This window comes from Paenibacillus polymyxa M1, from assembly GCF_000237325.1.
In the GTDB taxonomy this organism is placed as follows: Bacteria; Bacillota; Bacilli; order Paenibacillales; family Paenibacillaceae; genus Paenibacillus; species Paenibacillus polymyxa_C.
In genome coordinates, this window is record NC_017542.1 from 3,694,930 (window position 1) to 3,716,175 (window position 21,246).

A 21,246-nucleotide genomic window follows, 5' to 3' on the forward strand; every position below is an offset into this window, starting at 1 on the left:
ACACATCCTCTGCACAAAAAACAGGCATACTTAAAAGGTATGCCAGAGCCCTGACCTTCGTTGCCGCCACTACATACTATACATTATTAAGGGTTGGCGGTGATAATATGTTTGACGCTAAGCAAATGGAATGGTTAGACCAACTATCTGCTGAAGACCTGGCCATTTTAGCTGCCGGCTTCAATACACTAGGTGATTTTTTTGATTTTCTGGCGCTGATTAAAGCCAAACAGGAAACATCTAAGGAGCTAAAAGGTAAAAACACGAAATCAAAAACTATTTAATAACGAATTTTACACGAGTTCCATCCTCATACTGATCTAACTGGTGACTGACCCATGATCCTGCCCCACGGTTATCCTTAGGAGCTATGTATTTGACATTTGCACCCTTGCCCCCTTCTGAGCACATAGCCATCGGCCATTCATCACGATCAAACCCTTTACGAGTAGGAACACCCGCAAGCGAATGCTTACGATTTTGCTCGGCTCCTTCCCGGTCAATTGTGCATACTGGTGATTTTCCCGCTTGAATGGCTTCCTTAATATGCTGCGCCGTTTCAGGATAACGACCTGACGGAAATTGCAGCGTTACCTGAGCTGATGAAGGCGGGTTTTCTCCTGTTATTTTTGTAAAAAGATTGTCTCCTTCAACCCAGTACGCGCCCACAGCTAGCAGCACTAAGGCTATAAAACTTAGTAACTTTTTCTTCAATTTCCCTCTTCCTTTCAAGCTATTCCAGTAAATGACCTTCAGCTAAGGCAATCCCCAGATTTTATTTTTTGTAACCCCTTACCGACTATAAAAAAAGATTAAATATCCGACGACAAATAGTATAGAGAGGAGGTTGTACGAATGAACGATGAGATCCAACTGGCCGTGAGCCAAATGCAAGCTGTTGTAATCCGGTTACTGAATGGAAATACCGTAATTGGCTGGCCTAAGCTCCTATCTGACCAAGAAACTCAGCAATTCAAGCTCTACGATGACGAACACGTATATACGATTTCCGTTAATGACGTGGATACAGTCGCAAGAGTTATTGTATAAGATACAGGAAGCACTTAATGAGTCATCCAGCGGACAAGCCCAAACAAGGCGCACCACAGGAGAAGACTGATCAGAATTCCCCAAAATAAACCTTTAAAAAGCTTCATACCATACTGACAACCTTTCCGACTGGGCTTTTTCCCCATTATAACATGTCAGAAAGACAGCTGTCGCAGCACGCTCTTACATTGTCTTGGTATCATATATTTCAAATTTTGAAATCACGATACCAAGGGAAAAGCGCAAAATTCCGAAATTATGCCTGATCACCAATGAAAATGCAATCATGACATAATAAAAGTCACAATTTAATCGAAATTTAATGAAACTTTTCCGAAAATGATGTATAATTATTGACATAACAAAACGCACGAGGTGATCATCATGGCATTATTAAACAGAGTTAAAGAATTAAAATTACAACTGCCTAACGAGCATCATAGCATTTCACAATACGTGGAGCATGCACTGCATTCGATTGACAGTTTTGTAGAACAACATCGTCAATTTGTAGCCGCTCAAGCTTTATATGGTGAAAAAATCAATGGTACGGAAGAAAGATTATTTCGCGACACAATTGCTGAGATTAAAGCCCAACTGGTAGCTACGCTGGAGAAAACAGTTGAAGATTTCGCACATAAAGGCGATAAGCACTGGAAAAATCATTATCAGGACGGCGTAGAATAAGCTAAAAATAAACCCCCGGTCTTTGGACCGGGGGTTTATTTGACATACGCCAGGTGTGGTAATGTGCGTTGACTATTTTAAAACTTTGGCAGATGTCGTTACCTTCTTACCACCATAGACTACTTTAATACTGGAGCTTCCGCTATCCAATGCCTTCACCTGACCAGCTGTAACCTGTACGATCGACGGTTTGGAGGATGTCCATACCGCTGAATTGGTCACATTTGCAGTCGCTCCTGAATCATAAACGGCACTCACGCTAAGCACTTGAGACGAGCCTTTAGGCAGCTTCAGGTTTTTATTGCTCAATACCAGCTTAAGCAATTTAGGTGTAACCTTAATCTCCACGTTAAACGACTTATCCTGGTACGTACCCGTAATGGTTGCTGTTCCAATTCCAACAGCTTTAATGGAAGACCCTTTTACGACCACTACAGAAGCATTTGATGTTGTCCATTTCACTTTACTGCTCAGGGTAACTTTTTTACCATCTGTATAATTGCCGACGACTTTGATGGACTTACTTCCCTTCAAATTCATCTCAGCATTCGAAAAGCTTGGTGTCAATGTAGAAATGGCTCCCTCCACAATGACAGGCACTTTCACGTATTTATTCATATACATTGCCTTGATTCCCGAGTTGCCACCACTCACCGCTTTTACTTTTCCATTTCCTACTGTAACTGCGGCTGTTGTAGCTACCCAGCTTACCTGGTTGGTAACATCCAGTACTCCACCACCAGCCATATGTGCTTTTACGGTCGGAATACTTGTTTCTTGGCCTGCAACCAATACATATTTTTTCTCAGAAGCCGTTAGCTTGAGAACTTTATATTGTACGGTCACTGGAATGTCCAACTTGAGCGCACCTACTGTCGCCGTCAATGTTGCACTACCTGGGTTTACTGCAACCAGCTTACCATTTACAATCTTGACTGCACTCTCACTGCTTAAGCTCCATTTCACATCGGATTGAACTGCTTTTTTGGCTCCATTGACCAAATAAGCAGATATACTTGGAAGAGAAGTTTTGCTTCCAGTTTCGAGAGTCAGACTGGCTTTGCTTGAGACCAGTTTTTCAACAGTTGGAAGTACATTAATCTTCAGAGTCTTACTCAAACCATGATAGGAGGCTGTAATCGTCGAATTCCCTACATCCATCGGTGTGATTTTACCTTGCTCCACCGTAGCAACCAATGAATTAGAGGAAGTCCATTCTGCCGTGCTGGTCACATCTGTTTTTCCGCCAGTCAGGTTCACATCGGTTGCAGTAACCTGAAACGGGGAGCTACCCAGATAGACCGATTTGGAGCCAGATGCACTCAGTACCAATGCCTGGGATGAAGAACGCACATACACGATCAATTGTGCATTAAGTCCATCTTTGGTGGCTTTAATGTAAGTCACGCCTTTGGCAAGAGGACGTACAAGTCCATTTTCTACGGTAGCAACAGCTTCATTCGTAGATGTCCATTCCACGCCAGACACATTTTCCGTGCCGCCTCCGCTAAGCACACCTTGAGCAGTCAGTTGCTTCGATTCTCCGCCAATGGTCAGATTGAGAGGACCCGTCGGATTGAATTGCAGCTTGCTGTAAGGCGATTTTACCGTAATCGTCGTACTTACTGTTTTCTGATCATATGTGGCAACAATCTTAATCTGCCCTTTGGACACTGGAGTAATGAGTCCCTTTTCTACCTTTAAAATACTTGAATCTCCGGAGATCCATTCAGCTCTTTCGGTTACATCCGTTTTACCAGTCTGCGTCACAGACCACACTTTTAATTGAGCGGGGCTTCCACCCAGATTAACTGTGGTTGGATTTTGACTGTCCCACTGTACTGTGGAGGTCGTTTTCTCCTCAGCCCGGATCAAACCTGCTGGCCATGCTGCGAATACAAACATCAGCAAAGCAAGTAAGAAGGTACTCCGTTTGCTCATACGTTTCATACGCTCCATTCGTTTCTCTCCCTTGGTTTCATTCTATAAAACAGGATATTATTAACAATCCCAATATCTTTTATCGGTAAGCAGCTAACTAAATTGAACCCTTCATCAAAAAAAGGTGAATTATTACAGTTAAAGTTCTCCACGCAGTGACCTCACTACAAATAAATGCTCTTCCTTGGATAAGGTTTGTCCATCCTCAAGAGTCACATGGTCTGCCGAGTGACTAACCAGCTTTACATTGTAAGCAATCAGTTGATCATCTCTCCAAATCGTCACCGCTGACTGAAAATGAATGGCATTATCAAACTGTAACGGAACGTTCATTACATAACCGAAAGTGTTCAGCCTAGCTGGATGGCGGCTTTTACGCTCACGTCCCGGAGGAAGCATGGTAATGTGCGTAATATTTTCAAAAGGAATAGCCAGCATTTTCGGGCCCAAAATAACGCATTTTCGTATATCATCCCATTTTTCAAGTGTGCCGCGCACCTTCTGGGTATGACCGTTGTTGCCGTGATATAAAATGACCTGACGTCCCTTCCATTGACGCATGTCCTCACCTCCCGTGCTAGCGGTTAGGAATCTCCCACTGAATCGGTTCCATTCCATGCTCCTGCAAAAATGCATTGGTACGTGAAAAAGGCTTGCTGCCAAAAAAACCTCTGTGAGCCGCCAATGGACTCGGATGGACAGATTTCAGCACCAAATGCTTGCTGGTATTCACAAAACTGGCCTTTTTCTGAGCATGACTCCCCCACAAAATGAACACTACCGGCTGTTCACGTTCATTAATCGCTTCAATGACAGCATCCGTGAAACGTTCCCAACCTATTCCCTGATGAGATTGCGGTTGTCCTTCACGCACAGTCAACACGTTGTTCAGCAGCAGCACACCTTGCTCAGCCCAAGGAACGAGGTATCCCTGATTCGGAATGGGAGTGCCGACATCATCGCGTAACTCCTTATATATATTTTGTAGAGATGGCGGTGTACGCACACCAGGTCTAACAGAAAAGCTCAAGCCGTGAGCTTGTCCCTCTCCATGATATGGGTCCTGTCCCAATATAACCGCTTTGGTCAGATGATATGGCGTTAATTTGAGTGCTGAAAACAAGTCTTCTTTTGGAGGATATACCTTATGTAACTTGTACTCTCGAGCTAACGTATACCTTAATTCATTAAAGTAAGGCTTTTCGACCTCTTCTCGTAGTACATCATCCCAGTCATTCCCAAACATACCGCTGTCTCCTCTCAATATGTAAATCTGTGAAAGCTGTAAACTTTTGTCCAAACAAATAAAGCTGACCCCTCATCCGGAGCCAGCTTATTTATTCGTTACTTGTGTTCTATGCCGAAGGACCAGAAAAGTATTCTTACGATAGTCAACTACCGCGGGGTCTAAATTCGATTTCCTTATTATAGCATTCACGGTATTGATGTCAAGTAACTGAAAGCTTAAATTCCTCAGAAGAAAAGCGCTTTGTTGCTGTATTGGTTACGACTTTGGATGAGCATTCAGGTATTCCAATGCATTGTATAACATAACAGCAGCCTCGGCACGCGTAATCGCACTTTTGGGATGAAAGTTTCCCTTCCCATCCAGGACATTGACCTTGTACACTAGCGAGCGTTGAATGCTACCTTGGTAAGAAGGCTCCAGTTCGCTGTCATCCGTAATATTTGCAGGTGCGATTTTAATCATGGGAAGAGCACCTGCTTTTTCCATGCCCTGAATCAACATGTGGGTGAACTCTTCCTTGGTCAGAGCTTTGGCAGGATTGATATCTTTTGGAATGTCTACGCCATTATAATACGCGTTAATAAAAGCTTCAGCGTACCATGCGGTATCTTTAACCTGGGTAAACAATCCACTCGCCTGTGGCGCCTGGTTCAAATCAATGGCAGCCAAACTGAGCTGAAGTCCACCCGAGATCAACTGAATGCCTTGGGCAGCGGTCACTTTAGATGAGGGGAGAAACTGCATGTCTGAGGCACCTTTAAGCAATCCCCGCTCTTTAAGGGAGAGGATTTTTTCTTTGCCGTTTACATGGTCCAAATCCCTGAATTGACTATCTGCCGCAGACAAATGACCTCCTATCGAGAAGGACAGCAGAGCTACAGTCGCAAGGGCTGCGATTGCATTTTTTCTCATGCGCATGTTAAGTTCCACCTTGTAGTTGAATTAGGCCGCTTGGCCATTAACAACTTCTTGACGTGGTTCAAGCTAGAAAGGTTGCAGCAGACGCTACTAACCTAAAGTGAACGATCTAAGCTAAATAAAAAAACTCTCCTCTGCTTCTAGCAGGGAGAGTTTATAGCTCACTCCATCGGATTTAATTGCGTGCTGGATTCAGCTTTGCTTGCAGTATCTTGTTAAATCCGTTTATTCTGTTTGTGGCTGAGCATTTGCCAATTTGATATTAACATCTCTCAATTGTTTGTCAGTAACCTCCGAAGGAGCTCCCATTAATACGTCCTGTGCTTTGCTATTCATCGGAAAAGCAATAACCTCTCGAATATTCGATTCATTTGCAAGGATCATCACAATCCTATCAATTCCAGGTGCTATACCGGCGTGAGGGGGTGGCCCAAATTGAAAAGCATTAAAGAGTGCAGGAAATCTACTCTTGATCTCTTCATATGTATAACCCGCGATCTCAAAGGCTTTTACCATAATCTCTGTATCGTGGTTACGGACAGCACCCGAGGACAGCTCAATCCCATTACATACAATATCATATTGGTACGCCAGGATATCCAGAGGATTCATATTCAGCAGCGCATCCATACCACCTTGCGGCATCGAAAACGGGTTATGACTGAACTCTATTTTATGGGTATCAGGATCCAATTCAAACATGGGGAAATCAACAATCCAGCAAAACTTAAACGTATCCTTTTCTAATAAATCCAGCCTTTTGCCTAATTGACTTCGGACAGCACCAGCTATTTTTTCGACATTTTTAAGCTCATCGGCAGCAAAAAACAGTGCATATCCCGGACCAGCTTGCGTTACATTCATTAATTCGTTTTTTACCTTCTCCGGAATAAATTTTGCAATTGAGCCGCTGAGAGACATATCATCATTGAACTTAATCCATGAAAGGCCCTTCGCTCCAGCCTCCATAGCAAAGTTCACTATATCATCGTAAAAGCTTCTTGGCTGCCCTCCACAACCAGGAGTTGCAATAACTCTTATCGTTTTATTTTTAAACACTTTAAAATCAGTCTCTGTAAAAAGCTCTGTAACATCATGGATAATTAATGGATTTCTTAAGTCAGGTTTATCGCTCCCGTATTTGAGCATGGCTTCTTGATAGGGAATTCTACTAAAAGGCTTTGAAATTTTATAATTTGTAAATTCGGAAAAAACTTCATACAGCATATTTTCAACTACATTAAAAACATCTTCCTGTGTAGCAAATGCCATTTCCAAATCCAGCTGATAAAACTCGCCAGGCGATCTGTCTGCCCTTGCATCTTCATCTCTAAAGCACGGTGCAATTTGAAAATATTTATCAAAGCCGGAGACCATTAATAGTTGTTTAAATTGCTGAGGTGCCTGAGGCAAGGCATAAAATTGACCTGGATGCACTCTACTAGGAACCAAATAGTCTCTGGCGCCCTCTGGAGATGAACTTGTCAGAATCGGTGTCTGAATCTCTAAAAAATCCAAATCAATCATCTTTTTTCGGATACTTTGAATTACTCTAGAGCGAAGTACAATATTATCATGCAGATTTTCATTGCGCAGATCCAGAAAACGATACTTTAATCTTAAATCTTCCCGAGCTTCATGTGCTGAAGATACTTCAAAAGGCAATGGATTTATGACCTTTCCTAACACTTCTATCTCCTTGGCAACGACCTCAATATATCCGGTTTTCATATGGGGACTGATCGTACTTTCGGATCTGTGACATACAGCTCCTATGACAGAGATGGTTGATTCCCTGCTGATCTTGGATACAAAATCCTTTAATTCATTAGAATCAGAGACAACGATTTGCGTAACCCCATAATGGTCCCTAAGGTCAATAAAAACAATCCCGCCAAGGTTACGAATATTTTTAATCCAACCTGCAATTCTCACGATTTCTCCGACATGCGTTTGATCCAGTTCTCCACAGTTATGAGTTCTATACCTATGCACGAAAACACCCTCTTTCTTTTACCCTAGTATCTAAATGGTTTTAATGATGTAACCCATGGTCTGATTGCAGAGATTGTCACTCTATCCTGCATGTATCCGGCCATGGGCTTATTCAGCTAGAACGTACTGCACTTCACTATTAGCTTCTCGTAGCTTCTCGCCATTGCTTGAATCCAACTAGATTGTAAGTAGACTAGCAGTTAAAGCTTTAAATCTTTCATTCAGGTGTTCTGCAGTCTCAACCATTATTTTTTGTCCTATATCGTCAACATGTCTATTCTTCCAATCCTCAAGGGCTGTCCCCTTAACCCATTGATTAAAAGCACCAAGGGCTGGTCCGCAGTGTACTTGATAATCGACCCTGTTGTTTTTGTCCCCATTAATGGCAAGTCGGGTAGAATAAGTAAAGTACCATCTAAATATCAAGGCCATCTTACGTTTTGGGATTCTTTCAGCTTTTTCAATGATTTCAGCCGGGTAATAAGCTTTAATATCTTCATAGACTTGTTCGATACTCTTCTTAAAATATTTTTCTTCAATATAATGTTTGGTTTCTCTATCAATTTCATCTATGGAATTATAATTCCGGTAAAGATCATATAATTTATTCGCCCTCGCCGGGAAAAACACTCCTTTTTTCATAACCTGAACTTTTGCCCCCATTTCAAACATATCCCCTGCTGGAGCGTAGTCCGTATCCTGAATGTTTAATTGCTGGAGCAAATCTTTTACTTCATCACTCGTCCCTGCTTCAACCGTACACTGATTGATAGAACCCGTCATGATAAAATCAGCACCTAATATAAACGCTGCCGCTGCAGCTTGTGGAGTCCCTATTCCCCCCGCTGCCCCTACCCTTATGCTTTTATTGTATTTATACTTTCGAATCGCTTCATCCCTCATCTGAAGCATTAGCGGAACCAATACATATGCAACTGCATGGTCGGTATGCCCGCCTGAATCAGCCTCGACGCATAAATCATCAACCATGGGAATTTCCATTCCCATCATCGCCTCTTCCCGGCTGATCCTATTTTCCGCCAGCAGCTTATTTATAATATTCTGAGGCGCAGGACTCAGGAAGGCTTCAACAACCTCGGGTCTGGATACTTTCGCTATAATTCTGTTCTGTGGCGTTACGTTTCCCTTTGCATTCCGCCTCAGTCCCTTCAGCCTGTACCTAACCAAAGAAGGCGTGATACTCATAAACGCAGAGGCTTCAATATTTCTAACACCGTATTTTATGTACAAATCAACGATGTTATTTTCTATGTCTGGGTGGTCTGGCACATGAATAAGATTCATTCCATAGGCTTCGCCATGGTTCAATTCCTTTTGAATATACTTTATGGTTTCCTCCAGAGCATCAATCTTCACTCCCCCAGCTCCAAAAAATCCCATCATTCCTGCCTTTCCTGCTTTTACGACCATCTCTTTTGAAGAGATGCCCTTGTACATAGAGCCTATAAGATACGCATACTTAATTCCGTAATCTTGTTTAAATTCGCTATGCCCAAGAGACTCCGCCGTAAATCGTTTGCTGGATTCCAGTACGTCATGACCTGATTTTGTTCTGGGAGCCTGTCGCTTTTCGGATATCGATTCATCATTTCTCAACGTATCCTTCGACATCCTCTTCTGTACCTGTTCGTTCCGGTCTTCAACCTCTGTCACGATCAATGGCTCGGCTTCTCGTTGTATGGCATTAACCAATCCTGCCACAACATTTCCAGGCCCGATCTGAATAAACTGGGTTACACTTTTACCCATCAGATAGCGTATACTTTCCGACCATTTGACCGGGCTCACAATCTGGTTGATTAGCGTGCTTCTTAAATCCAGCTGCTTGTAGGGTCTGGCATGGACATTTGAAATAACGGGTATTTTGATTTTTGAGAATTCGAATGACGCCGCATAAGCCTCAAATTTCTGTCTCGCACTTTCCATATACCTGGAGTGAAATGCTCCACTTACATTCAAAACCACATAATTTCTGGCTCCAGCATCCTCAAAAATCGGTTTCGCCTGCTCAATCAGTTCCTTTGGCCCTGAAATGACAATCTGGCTGGGCGAATTATAGTTGGCAACATCGAGCTCTACTAATTTATTTTTTTCCATTACTTCCCGAAACACTTCTTCTTTCAAGCCTAAAACTGCCGCCATTCCGCCGCCAGCAGCCCGAGCCATCAGCTCTCCTCTTTTTTTGACCAGCTTCAAGCCGGTTTCAAAGTCAAACGCTTCCGCGGCAAATAAAGCATTATATTCACCCAAGCTATGTCCTGCAACATAGTCGGGTTTTCTTCCGGTTTCTCTTATTTTTTTCAGGTAACTTAAGGCATTTACGACAAATAGCGCCGGCTGGGTAAAATCCGTTTGTCCGAGTTGCTTGGCAGGGTCCTCAAGGCACAGCTTCTGAATAGAATAACCAAGAACTGCATCCGCTTGGGCAACCCATTCTGGAAATTCATCAAACAGTCCTTCGCCCATGCCTTTCACTTGAGCTCCTTGTCCAGGGAACAGATATGCGATCATTGATTTCCTCCTTGTTAGTAATGGATGCATATTAGTCAAATATTTCGAACAGACGATCCAAATTTTTTATATCCTGTTGAAAAGGAGAGAGCATGGAATAAACGCTTGCCTTTTTCTTGGGACCAAAATTATACTTTACAAAATTAGCAAGCGTGCCCGAGGGACCGAGATCAATATAAACAACCCCGTCACTATCTCCCAGACACTTTAGAGCGCTCTGAAATTGGATAGGCTTTCTAGTGACGTCCCAAAGAAAACGGTTGTCAAGCCATGTCGTCTTCCCGCCGTACATAGATGAAACCATATTTATTTTAGGTTTTCTTATGGTCTTGAGCTTTAAAAATTCTGTATATTCCAATGCGATTGGGTCCATTAAGGAAGCATGAAAAGCATAGTGTACTGGCAGTCTTTGACAGATTATCTCATTTACCTTCAAATAGTGTTCAATCTCTGATAGACCTTCGCAGCTGCCTGAAATAACAAAATGCGAGTCAAAGTTGATGGATGCCAGTTCTGAGTTGGTATTCAATATGGGTGCTTCGTCGTACAGACTGGGATTGCCAATGACGGCCATCATGCCCCCTTTCGGACAGTAGGCCTTCACCAACTGTGCTTGCTTGATAATACATTGAAGCGTGTCCTCATAGCTCATGCAGTCAGCCACAGCAACAGAAACAGACTCACCCAGACTAGAGCCTAAAACATAATCAGGATAAATTCCCTTTTCCAATAACACCTGTGTGAGCGAATATTCAACCATGAAAATTGCAGGGTGAGTATATAGCAGGGTATCAAATTCTTCTCCCCTGCGACGCGTATCATCGTACAGCGTTTTTAATACAGAGCTGCCTGTAATATCCATATGAATCTCATCCAACCTGGTCATCCATGTTCGGAAAACCGGGTTGGACATATATAATTCCTTTCCCATGCCGTAGTATTGCGAACCCTGGCCTGAAAACATAAAAACCACTGATCTGTCCATCCGAGTAACCCCCACAACGTATTGATCAGACTCTCCTAAGCAGTTCCTCTATCATTCAAAGTTCACAACAAATTGCGCACTAATTGCATTTGGGATGCCGTAGGATTGCTTTCGTTAAGAACATTCTCCATATGCTGCCTGATTGCAGGTTTGAATTTCGGTTCTGTGATGATATATAGCTGCCCTTTTCGGATGCCCTCAAAAATCTGATTGGCCACATCCTCCGGAAGTATTCCATTTTGGACAGCCTTGCGAGCCAATTCGGTAATAACTTGTCTTTCAGGTGGAAGATTGCCGCTCCCATCTGGCTTACGCAGCTCTGTCGGGCGGTTCCGCTCTGCATCCATGATTTGAGTACGAACGAATCCCGGACATACAACCGACACTCCCACATTAGAACCGATCAATCTGAGCTCCTGATATAACGTTTCAGACAGGCTTAAAACAGCATGCTTTGACGCGCTGTATATTCCATTTCCAGGACCGGACAGCAGACCGGCAATAGATGCTGTATTTACAATATGGCATGGAGTTTTTTGTTTCACCATAATAGGAACAAAAATTTCGGTGGCAAACAGAATTCCCCAAATGTTTACGTTGATTACCCACTGCCAATCTGCCACCGTATTCTCCCATAATAAGCGGCCTGTGCCAGCATCCACGCCTGCATTATTGAACAAAAGATGCACAGCGCCAAAGGTCTGAACTGTTTTTTGTGCTAATAAACGAATATCAGCTTCTTTGGAAATATCGGTCACAACGGAGAGGGTAGCTGCACCCATTGCTTTCAATTCTCGTTCAGTCCTTAGAAGAGCTCCCTCTTCAATATCCGCCAAAACGACCTTCATTCCTTCTTTGACACATCGGTCTGCAATAGCTCGGCCAATTCCGCTGGCAGCTCCCGTAATCACAGCTACCTTATCTTTGAACTCCCTCATTTGTACCTCCGGATTATTCGTATTTTTCGTCAGACAGTGTTCAGTTCCCCAATTTGTGCTCAGAACGGAGAGGTCGGTAAGGGAATTCTGCGAACAGCTTGCCCCTCATGGAGCGCCTCCCACGTAATTCTGCCTCCCTGGGTCCAATACATTGCAATATTTTCCAGGTTCCTCTCCTCTAAAAGAATTTGGGAAACTTTCTCGCCTACTTTTCCTAAAAGGAGTGCACTTGTATTCGAATCTTCTCCGCCTTCCCCAATAAATATCGGAATAGACGCTCCCTCTGGCTCGTTGCCTTTGCCGACGGATTCGATAAGCTCTCTCAGACCAGTGAGCAGTTCCTCTCGCGAGCTCGCTACGATTGCCGTTCGGCACTTCATCGCTTCGCGGCCTGTCTGAAGTGTGAAAGCCACATCATGTAAGCAAAGCTCGTTCTGCTGCTCCACATATTCAAGCAATTGACTCGCAAGAGCCTTCAATCGCTCCCAGTTTACGTCCGAGAGAACCACTACTTCTGTCTGATCTGCCCCTTTCAACTGAACAGCTTCTTTTGGCGAAGGAATGTATTCTTCCAGAATAAAATGGACGTTAGATCCCCCAGCACCGAAGGAGCTTACTGTTGCCCGCAACGGAAATTCCCGCGCTTCTCCTTCCAGCTCTATTACAGGCCGCTTCCATTCCTGAAGCTCCCGCTGCAGATAAAATGGAGTATTGCTGAAAGTAAGATTGGGATTCAGCTTCTCCGCTTTAATGGTGGGAACCAGTTTTCGATGCCACAATTGCAATATGGTCTTGGTTAGCTGCGATATCCCCGAGGCTGCTTCTGCGTGGCCTATATTGGATTTAACCGATCCCATGGCACAAAAGTGCTGCTCGTCCGTAAATTTCTGGAATGATTTTTTCAAGGCGACTAGCTCAATTGGGTCTCCCAATGTAGATCCATTGGCTGCTGCCTCTACATAGCTGACTGTCCGGGGGTGAATGCCGGCTTTCAAAAAGTTCTCTTCAACAAGTTGTGCCTGTACATTGGGATTAGGGACCGTATACCCATTGCTGTGTCCTCCATGATTAGTTGCCGTAGATTTGATGACTGCTAAAATACAGTCTCCATCCTGTTCTGCCTTATGAAGCGGCTTTAAGAGAACTGCCCCAACTCCTTCAGCGGGAAGATATCCGTCTCCATCTGCAAAGCTTCGACTATCTTCATGGCTTCCGATCAAATTGTTCTGGCTGGATTCGATATACTTTTTGGGGCTTGTCAACAGATTTCCCCCGCCAGCTACTGCGATTTGACACTCTCCTCTGATCAGGCTTTCACATGCCATATGGACAGCCACTGCAGAGGAAGAGCTCATCGTATCAATAGATATGCTCGGACCCTGGAAATTGAAATAATGCGACATGGGGTTGGCGACAGCAACAGAACCAAAGGATGTGATCCGAGGGGCATCCGTATTTGTATCACAGTCGCAGTATTTATGATACGTAGCACCAACGTAGACCCCCACCTTGGACTGGTGTTTTTTCTGTAGCACCTCTCGCGTATATCCCGCACTTTCCAGCAGGCTCCATATCATTTCCAGGAAAAGCTGTTCCATTGGGTCCATCAAACTCACCTCATGAGGGGTCAGGTGAAAGTAAGAAGAATCCAACGGATTTATTCGGTTTAGGAAGCCCCCCCATTTGCAGTAGGTTTTTCCCGGTTTATTTCTTTCTTTATCAAAGTAAAGATCGTGATCCCAGCGATCTTCGGGAACTTCGGTAATGCAGTCCTTGCCCTCTTGGAGATTTCTCCAGAATTCTTGAATATTTTCCGCTCCAGGATATTTTCCGGACACCCCGATGACAGCAATGTCCATCGCTCCTGTTCCTGTGACCGCCTCCTTAGGCTCTACTCGCACTGACGAAATGGGTGAGTGCCGAAATATTGGAGAGGGAGCTTTTGCATGTTCTACGATGCCAATGGATTTCGTGCTGGCTCCCGCAACTAGCTCTTGTTCAGCACCAAACAAAGCGTTCAATTCATCCCAGTGTGATTCCAGGAAGTAATCCGTTAAACTCTGGATATTTGGATATTCAAACAGTAAGGTTCTGGACAGTGATCCAAACGTTTCTTCCAGTTGATCGGTTATTTCCATAGACTTTATGGAGTCAACTCCATAGTTCTCTAGGTTTTTATCCTCTTCAATGCGTTGTTCCGGCAGTCCGGTGGACGAGGAAAGTAAGCCCTTTAGATACCCTGTCGTCTGATCACGCAGCCGCCCTTCTCTAGACAGGGATTTTGTCTCATTGGCTACAGAAACCGTGTCAGCTATTGCACTTACAGTCGCTACCTGATCCAGACCAAACAAAGTGCTTAATTCGTCTCGGTGAGATTCCAGAAAATATTCGGTTAAGCTTCGGATATTCGGATATTCAAACAATAGCGTTCTGGACAGTGATCCAAACGTTTCTTCCAGCTGATCGGTTATTTCCATAGACTTTATGGAGTCAACTCCATAGTTTTCCAGGTTTTTATCCTCTTCAATGCGTTGTTCCGGCAGTCCGGTAGATGAAGATAGCAAGCCTTTTAGATAACTTGTCACCTGATCACGCAACTGTTCTTCTCCTGGTCGAAGTTCTGTAACCATTGCTGCCGTGGCGGTGGCGGCTTTTACACCTACAGTTGCTGCCTGCTCCAGACCAAACAGAGCGATTAATTCGTCTCGGTGAGATTCCAAAAAATACTCGGTTAAGCTCCGAATATTCGGATATTCAAAAAATATCGTCTTTGACACCTGATCGAACGTCTTCTCCAACTGGTCAGTCAGTTCCATGGACTTGATAGAATCCACCCCGTAATTTTCCAACGGCGTATCCTCTTCAATTCGATATGCAGGCAGTTCGATTGACGAAGACAGCAAAGTCTTCAAGTAATGGGCCGTCTTTTCACGCAGCAGATGTTCATCTTGGACGGACACTACCTTATTTGCTGAGAAGAGAACCATGTTGTCTTCTGATCCGAGTCTCTGATCTCGGGCTGCTTCTCCGCTTTCTTCAAGCTGTCCTTCCATAATCATCATTCTGCTGATCAGCTCAATGTCTCCTTCTACCACCATCGCTTGATTCGATATGCAGGCTATACTTTGATACAACGCACTAATACCAGTCTCTGTCCTCATCGCAAACATACCTACATTCTGCAAGGCCTTCTCCGTCTCCTGGTCAGGCCGCATTCCGCCTTCTTTCCATAGCGGCCAATTGATCGACAGCGTTTTGCCCATACGCTCCCAGGAGGATACCAAGGTATTACGATACCAAGCATATGCATCCATGAACGCATTCGCGGTAGCATAGTCAGACTGACCCGCATTTCCGCCCACTCCCGCAGCTGATGAAAAAAGGATAAAGAAATCTAGGGGCATGTCCTTACTGGCCTGATCCAAATGGGCTAGGCCGGCCACCTTTGGCGCCAGTACTTCCCTAAATTCTGCGCTCGTCTTTTTGATGATATAGTTATCTTTGATAATTCCAGCACTGTGCAGAATGCCATTAATTCCGCCGTATGCCGTTTGGATGTCCTCAATCAGGCCAACCACCGCTTCCTTCTGCGTAACATCCACCTGTCTATATTCCACCTTGGCGCCCAAAGCCTTCAATTCTTCCAATGGGGCCAGCTTGTCCTCGTCCAGCATGGAACGCCCCGTCAGAATCAGAGTTGCATCCTTGGTCTGACGCGCAATTTCTTTGGCAAAAATAAGACCCAGGCCTTTGGCACCTCCAGTAACCAGATAAACTCCATGATCTTTCCATGGAATTTGTGGTATCGACGGCATTTCGACCTTGTTCCAGGCAGGAATCCAACGTTTGCCTTCTACAAACCGGATGCGGCTGTCCTCTGGACGCCGACTGCTCGATCTTAATATTTCAATGAGTCTTTCATTTTTCTCCATTTCCCCTACTTCAATCAGTTGCCCATAGAACTTTGGGTTCTCCTTATGAGCTGTTTTGAGTAAGCCGCACAGCCCGGAGAAAAGTAGCTTTTCATTTCCAGACATCATTACAATTTGTACCAACACTTTGCCTTTAGGCTTGTTAATCAGGATACCTTGTATTTTCTCAAAGACCTGAACAGCATATGTTTCAAAGCGTCGGTCGACCTCCTCCATGCGGGCTTGTAGGGTGATACATTCCGCGCCTGTCAAGGAAGCCTCGACATGTAACGCAGCTATGGCATCTGTCTCACAAAGTATGACCACATGCCGTTCGTAGTCGGTTGTTATGGTTTCCTCCCCAACCGCCTGTTCTTTCCAGAATGGCTGCAGCATCATTGCACCGAGCGGTTGCTCACAAGTCTCCGCTTCCTTGTAGGAGACCCCTTTTATGCGCACACAGATTCTGCCTGCCTCGTCGCACAAATCAATGTCAAACTTGTGCGCCCTATGATCAATCTGGTTTCCTCTTCCATGCCGTACCAACGCCCACATGTCGCTCGGACACTCCCGAAATATTTGAAGCCTGTCTATCGCAGTCGGCAGTATTTTTTTCCGAGAGTCAATGCCGGTGAACCGCATAATATTTTCATTATTCGAAAGCAGGTATAACGGCATTTGCAGGGCAGCACTTGTTATGAAGGGATGCACAACAAATAGGCCTTCAGTATTTGCAATACCGGAAGGCAGTGATAGCTTGGCCAGTACCAAGTCCTGACCTATATAAACTTGCTCAGCGGACTGGAATTCCGAACCGTAGTTAACTTCAATCGTCCGCAGTGCTTCATCGTCTCCCCCATGTGAAATACGATCAATGCACTCCATCTGCAAAGCCTGAATATCTAATGTTTCCGTTCTACTTAAAGCCTCCAGCTCGGCACTTCCCTCGCTGTATATGACAGGATCGCCTGCTTCGGTTCGTGTGCTGTAAATCTTAAAATCAATTCCACCTTGATCTCCCGGAAAGAGTCCTATATGTATTTCCGGCCGATCTCCTATGACAGGAGTATGTGTCCATACCATGTCTGTGAGTGTGATGCCTGCCTGACCCTTCTCCTGTACTGTTAACGACTGTTCAACCGCTGCCCGTGCCATTTCAAGACATGCTCCATCTGACAGGACAAGTCTTCCGTCAACGACGGAGCTATTCAGATAAAACTCCTGACCGTTAAAGGTTGAGCTAAATCTTTGCTCAGAAAGAACGGAGGTGTTGTGATGCAGCAAGGGGTGCAGATATGCTGGAGCGACACCAGCGGGCTTTTCTTCATCTACTGATATCCAGTAGCGTTCCCTAGCAAAGGGATATGTGGGCAAACTGATGCGGAAAGGCTGGATATCACTGTAGAGTCTGTTCCAGTCAACGTGCACACCCTTGACCCACAATTCCGAAATTCTGCCGTATTTCTCTGCTAGATTCCAGACATCAAAGGATTCATCCAGCGCTTCTTCCAGCTGAGCTACATCCAAGCTCTCCTTGTCCCGCTTGGCCTGTCCCCGATAAAGCTGTGCAATATCCCGTCTTCCCCCATTGAATTCCCGCAGTTTGTTCCTAAGTTCCTCTACTGACTGAACGACCACGGCAAGACGCTCATCCATCGCCTCACGCCCCATTTGCAAGGTGTAAGCCGCATTCACCAGGTCGTTATCTGAGAAGACATTTTTATCAATTGCAGCAGTCAACTGAACAGCCTGCTCTTTCAATGCTTCATCACTTTTGGCCGACAATATAATGACAACCGGCTTTTGCGGAGTAGAGACAGCCTGTTCTGCCGGAATGTATTCTTCTAGAACGATATGGGCATTAGACCCTCCGGCTCCGAAGGAAGATATGCCTGCAATTCTAGGGTATTCCCGTTGCTCGCCGTTTTTCTCCAAAATCGGACGTTTCCATTCAGCAAGTCCCTGCTGAACTGTAAATGGCGTTTTGGCAAAGTTTATATTGGGGTTCAATTCTTTGGCATGCAGGCTTGGGACAATTTTTCGGTTTTTCATTTGTAGAATAATTTTAGCGACTCCCGCAATCCCTGCGGCCGCCTCTAAATGGCCTATGTTTGATTTTACCGAGCCAATCGCACAGAACCCTGTATCCTGTGTATCCTTCTTGAAAGCCTGGGTAAGTCCGGTAATTTCAATAGGATCACCGAGTTCTGTCCCTGTACCGTGAGCTTCAATATAACTGACTGTTCGAGCATTGACGCCTGCTTTATCCAAGGTTTCTCGGATCAATTCTACCTGTGCTACCGGATTAGGCACGGTATACCCGTTTGTTTTTCCGCCATGATTGATACTAGTTGCCCGAATAACCGCATAAATATGGTCCTTATCGGCAATGGCACGAGATAAAGGTTTGAGCAGCACAACACCCGCACCTTCACCAGGGACAAATCCATTTCCTCCTTCACCAAAGCTCTTGCACCGTCCCTCTGGCGATAGCATTCGCATTGTGCTTAGAAAAACATAGTTGGAAGGATGAAGATATAAGTTGACTCCTCCTGCAATGGCAATCTCGCATTCTCCGTTATGGATATGCTCACAGGCCTCATGGATTGCAGTTAATGACGATGAGCACATGGTATCGACCGAAAAGCTAGGTCCCTTCAGATTCAAGAGATACGATATTCGATTTGCTACCGAACTGAAGGATGTGCGAGGAAAGATCGGTTTGCCTTGCTCCCACAGCTTGGGTCCGTATAAATTGAAGCCTGTTGCGGTAATGCCTGCAAAGACGCCGATTCGCCCATTATATTGCGCTGCAAGCTGATCTCTGCTGTATCCAGCATCCTCGAAGGTCTTCCAGCATTCTTCCAGGAATATCCGCTCCTGAGGGTCCATACTCATAGCTTCCCGAGGAGATATATTGAAGAAAAGAGGATCAAAATCTGCAAAATCCTCCACAAATCCCCCAGATTTGCTATAGCTTTTGCCCTTCTCCACAGCTTCCTTTATGTTAGGAGAGTAAAATCCTTCCCTCTTCCAGCGATCTGCGGGGATTTCTGTAATACAATCTTTGCCCTGTTGTAAATTGCTCCAGTATTCCTCCATATTTTTCGCTTGTGGAAATCGTCCGCTCATGCCAATAATGGCTATTTGTTCGTGTTTTACACTGCCTGTGTCTATAACTGTCCTACTGGCATGATGGTTTTCTTCCTTTGGCAGAGTCGGCAATGATAATTCGCTATCAGTATGCAAAGATGCGGGAACGAAGTTTTCTTCCGGCTCCAGCCGTCTTCCAAGTCCTGTCCACCATACGCATTCCTCATAGTAGTCAGCAATAAAATATTCCGCTACCGCTTCCAACGTCTGATATTCAAAAAACAGGGTCATCGAGATTTCACCAAAAACTCCTTGAAGCTTTTGGTTGAGCCTTGTAATCATGATGGAGTCTATGCCGTAGCTCTCCAAAGGCTCACTGACATCAATCTTTTCAATGCTCAGCTTAGTCACTTCTCCAAACAATACTTTAAGCTGGTGCAAGGTTTTTTCCAGAAGCAGCTCAGGATTTATCGGTGAAGAAGCTGTCTCTTCAACATATAATTTTTCCTGTGGCTGAGGCTCCAATAGATGCTTCCGCAATCTGGGCAAATCCCCCTCTATCACCAGTACCTGCTTCTGGCCAGAGGCTAGGCTATCATATAAAGCCTTGACGCCGTTTGCAGTTTGCATGGCCACCATGCCAATACTTTGCCAAACCATCTCCGTTTCGGCATCCGCATGCATTCCTCCATCCTTCCAGAGCGGCCAATTGACAGACAGCGTCTGCCCTTTGCGTTCCTTGGAAGAGACGAGGCTGTTTCGATATAAGGCATAGGCATCCATAAACGCATTTGCTGCAGCATAATCGGCCTGACCAGGATTGCCCATAATCCCTGCGATGGATGAGAAGAAAATGAAGAAATCAAGGTCTAGCTCCTTCGTCGCCTGATCCAGGTTGACCAATCCGGCTACTTTGGGAGCCATTACTTCCTTGAACTCTTCCTGCGTCTTATGAATGATAAAACGATCCTGTATCACCCCTGCACTATGGAGGATGCCATCAAGCCCTCCATGCTCCTCTTGGATCTTTAGGATCAGTTGCGAGACCTCTTCCTTTCGGGATACGTCCGCTCGTTTGTACTCTACGCGGGCTCCCAGCACCTTCAACTCCTCCAGTATGGTCTGCTTGCCTTCGTCAAGTATTGAACGCCCTACCAGGACTAGCGTAGCTTCTTGGACTCGCCGGGCGATATCTCTCGCAAAAACAAGTCCTAATCCTCCTGCACCGCCCGTAATCAAATAAATCCCCCGATCTTTCCAGGGCACTCTTCCCGGAGTTTTAGGGGCTTTCATTTCATTCCAGCTGAGAACCAGACGTTTACCGTTCTCATACTGTATCCTTTTGTCTTTGGGGTATTGGCTGTTCTCTTTTAATTTCTCAACGATCTCTTCCAAACCTGTAGCTTCCAATTCAACGAATTGCCCTACGATTTTTGGGTTTTCCTTTTCGGCTGTTTGCAGCAATCCCAAAAGCCCAGCAAAGAGCTGCTGTCCGCTTTGGGAGGAAGCAGCAATCTGTATCAGTACGCTGCCCCTCAAGTTCTCTTTGAGGAGCATTTGCACTTCCGCAAGCAGTTGAAGGGCATAGCCCTGAAAGCGTTCATCCATGCCGGTTTGACCGGCATGGAGCTTGATGCATCGGGTTCCTTTTAAGAGCGCTTCAATGCTTCGCTCCGAGATATGATCGAGTTCGCAAAGCACCACCAGATGTTGGCTAAATTCAGGGAGAGTCGCTTTTTGGAGTGCAGCTTGCTCTTTCCATGAAGGCTCAAGCATAAGAATTCCTGTATTCGCCAGGGCCCCCGCCTCGGCCCCTGCTTTGCTTTGCAGGGTACCGTGTGAAGCCATTTGAGCTTGAACTTGGCGTATTCTGAAAATAGCCTCCTCTTTCTGCATCCGTCCGCTTTTTACCTCGCCCAGAATATTTTGAAAAAAGTCCTTCATCTT

General features: G+C 45.0%; 13 protein-coding genes. 3 read left to right on the forward strand and 10 right to left on the reverse strand.

The features are described from left to right. Positions 1–107 precede the first annotated feature (107 nt). On the forward strand, positions 108–284 hold the full coding sequence (locus PPM_RS29670) for a hypothetical protein (RefSeq protein WP_013371919.1): 177 nt from the start codon (positions 108–110) through the stop codon (positions 282–284). On the opposite strand, the gene PPM_RS16660 is transcribed toward PPM_RS29670, so the two are convergent. Further along, positions 277–714: a NucA/NucB deoxyribonuclease domain-containing protein gene (locus tag PPM_RS16660; RefSeq protein WP_013371920.1), complete on the reverse strand. Its 438-nt coding sequence runs from the start codon at positions 712–714 to the stop codon at positions 277–279. The genes PPM_RS29670 and PPM_RS16660 overlap by 8 nt on opposite strands. A gap of 141 nt (positions 715–855) precedes the next feature. Between PPM_RS16660 and PPM_RS16665 the strand changes: the two genes are divergently transcribed. Both PPM_RS16665 and PPM_RS16670 read left to right on the forward strand, forming a co-directional pair. Further along, entirely contained in the window at positions 856–1,050 is a 195-nt protein-coding gene (locus PPM_RS16665) for a hypothetical protein (RefSeq protein WP_013371921.1), read from the forward strand. Between the two features lie 384 nt (positions 1,051–1,434). Next, positions 1,435–1,737, forward strand: a complete 303-nt coding sequence (locus PPM_RS16670; protein WP_013371923.1) for a hypothetical protein — start codon at positions 1,435–1,437, stop codon at positions 1,735–1,737. Positions 1,738–1,809: 72 nt separating this feature from the next. On the opposite strand, the gene PPM_RS16675 is transcribed toward PPM_RS16670, so the two are convergent. The 9 genes from PPM_RS16675 to PPM_RS16715 form a co-directional block, all read right to left on the reverse strand. Next, on the reverse strand, positions 1,810–3,696 hold the full coding sequence (locus tag PPM_RS16675) for an Ig-like domain-containing protein (protein ID WP_013371924.1): 1,887 nt from the start codon (positions 3,694–3,696) through the stop codon (positions 1,810–1,812). A gap of 120 nt (positions 3,697–3,816) precedes the next feature. Further along, the gene (locus PPM_RS16680) at positions 3,817–4,239 is read right to left on the reverse strand and encodes a hypothetical protein (RefSeq protein ID WP_013371925.1); all 423 of its coding nucleotides are present in this window, start codon (positions 4,237–4,239) and stop codon (positions 3,817–3,819) included. Between the two features lie 16 nt (positions 4,240–4,255). Then, positions 4,256–4,924 carry a uracil-DNA glycosylase gene (locus tag PPM_RS16685; protein ID WP_013371926.1) on the reverse strand — a complete coding sequence of 223 codons (669 nt, stop codon included), beginning with the start codon at positions 4,922–4,924 and terminating at the stop codon, positions 4,256–4,258. A gap of 258 nt (positions 4,925–5,182) precedes the next feature. Beyond that, entirely contained in the window at positions 5,183–5,845 is a 663-nt protein-coding gene (locus PPM_RS16690) for an S-layer homology domain-containing protein (RefSeq protein WP_014600044.1), read from the reverse strand. Between the two features lie 225 nt (positions 5,846–6,070). Next, positions 6,071–7,840, reverse strand: coding sequence for an aspartate--tRNA ligase (aspS, locus tag PPM_RS16695; RefSeq protein WP_014600045.1), 1,770 nt, complete (start codon positions 7,838–7,840; stop codon positions 6,071–6,073). A 177-nt stretch (positions 7,841–8,017) separates the two neighbouring features. After that, positions 8,018–10,372, reverse strand: a complete 2,355-nt coding sequence (fabD, locus tag PPM_RS16700; RefSeq protein WP_013371929.1) for an ACP S-malonyltransferase — start codon at positions 10,370–10,372, stop codon at positions 8,018–8,020. Positions 10,373–10,403: 31 nt separating this feature from the next. Next, positions 10,404–11,357, reverse strand: coding sequence for an acyltransferase domain-containing protein (locus PPM_RS16705; protein WP_013371930.1), 954 nt, complete (start codon positions 11,355–11,357; stop codon positions 10,404–10,406). A gap of 62 nt (positions 11,358–11,419) precedes the next feature. Further along, complete coding sequence (locus PPM_RS16710; protein ID WP_013371931.1) at positions 11,420–12,295, reverse strand: SDR family NAD(P)-dependent oxidoreductase; 876 nt, start codon at positions 12,293–12,295, stop codon at positions 11,420–11,422. Positions 12,296–12,354: 59 nt separating this feature from the next. Next, on the reverse strand, positions 12,355–21,243 hold the full coding sequence (locus tag PPM_RS16715; protein WP_013371932.1) for a type I polyketide synthase: 8,889 nt from the start codon (positions 21,241–21,243) through the stop codon (positions 12,355–12,357). Between the last annotated feature and the right edge of the window lie 3 nt (positions 21,244–21,246).

What these genes read in the sequence shown, in the direction of transcription:
- PPM_RS29670 (WP_013371919.1), top strand. Translation starts at nt 108, where the DNA reads ATGTTTGACGCTAAGCAAATGGAATGGTTAGACCAACTATCTGCTGAA.
- PPM_RS16665 (WP_013371921.1), top strand. Translation starts at nt 856, where the DNA reads ATGAACGATGAGATCCAACTGGCCGTGAGCCAAATGCAAGCTGTTGTA.
- PPM_RS16670 (WP_013371923.1), top strand. Translation starts at nt 1,435, where the DNA reads ATGGCATTATTAAACAGAGTTAAAGAATTAAAATTACAACTGCCTAAC.
- fabD (WP_013371929.1), bottom strand. Translation starts at nt 10,372, where the DNA reads ATGATCGCATATCTGTTCCCTGGACAAGGAGCTCAAGTGAAAGGCATG.
- PPM_RS16715 (WP_013371932.1), bottom strand. Translation starts at nt 21,243, where the DNA reads ATGAAGGACTTTTTTCAAAATATTCTGGGCGAGGTAAAAAGCGGACGG.
- PPM_RS16675 (WP_013371924.1), bottom strand. Translation starts at nt 3,696, where the DNA reads ATGGAGCGTATGAAACGTATGAGCAAACGGAGTACCTTCTTACTTGCT.
- PPM_RS16710 (WP_013371931.1), bottom strand. Translation starts at nt 12,295, where the DNA reads ATGAGGGAGTTCAAAGATAAGGTAGCTGTGATTACGGGAGCTGCCAGC.
- PPM_RS16690 (WP_014600044.1), bottom strand. Translation starts at nt 5,845, where the DNA reads ATGCGCATGAGAAAAAATGCAATCGCAGCCCTTGCGACTGTAGCTCTG.
- PPM_RS16680 (WP_013371925.1), bottom strand. Translation starts at nt 4,239, where the DNA reads ATGCGTCAATGGAAGGGACGTCAGGTCATTTTATATCACGGCAACAAC.
- PPM_RS16685 (WP_013371926.1), bottom strand. Translation starts at nt 4,924, where the DNA reads ATGTTTGGGAATGACTGGGATGATGTACTACGAGAAGAGGTCGAAAAG.
- PPM_RS16705 (WP_013371930.1), bottom strand. Translation starts at nt 11,357, where the DNA reads ATGGACAGATCAGTGGTTTTTATGTTTTCAGGCCAGGGTTCGCAATAC.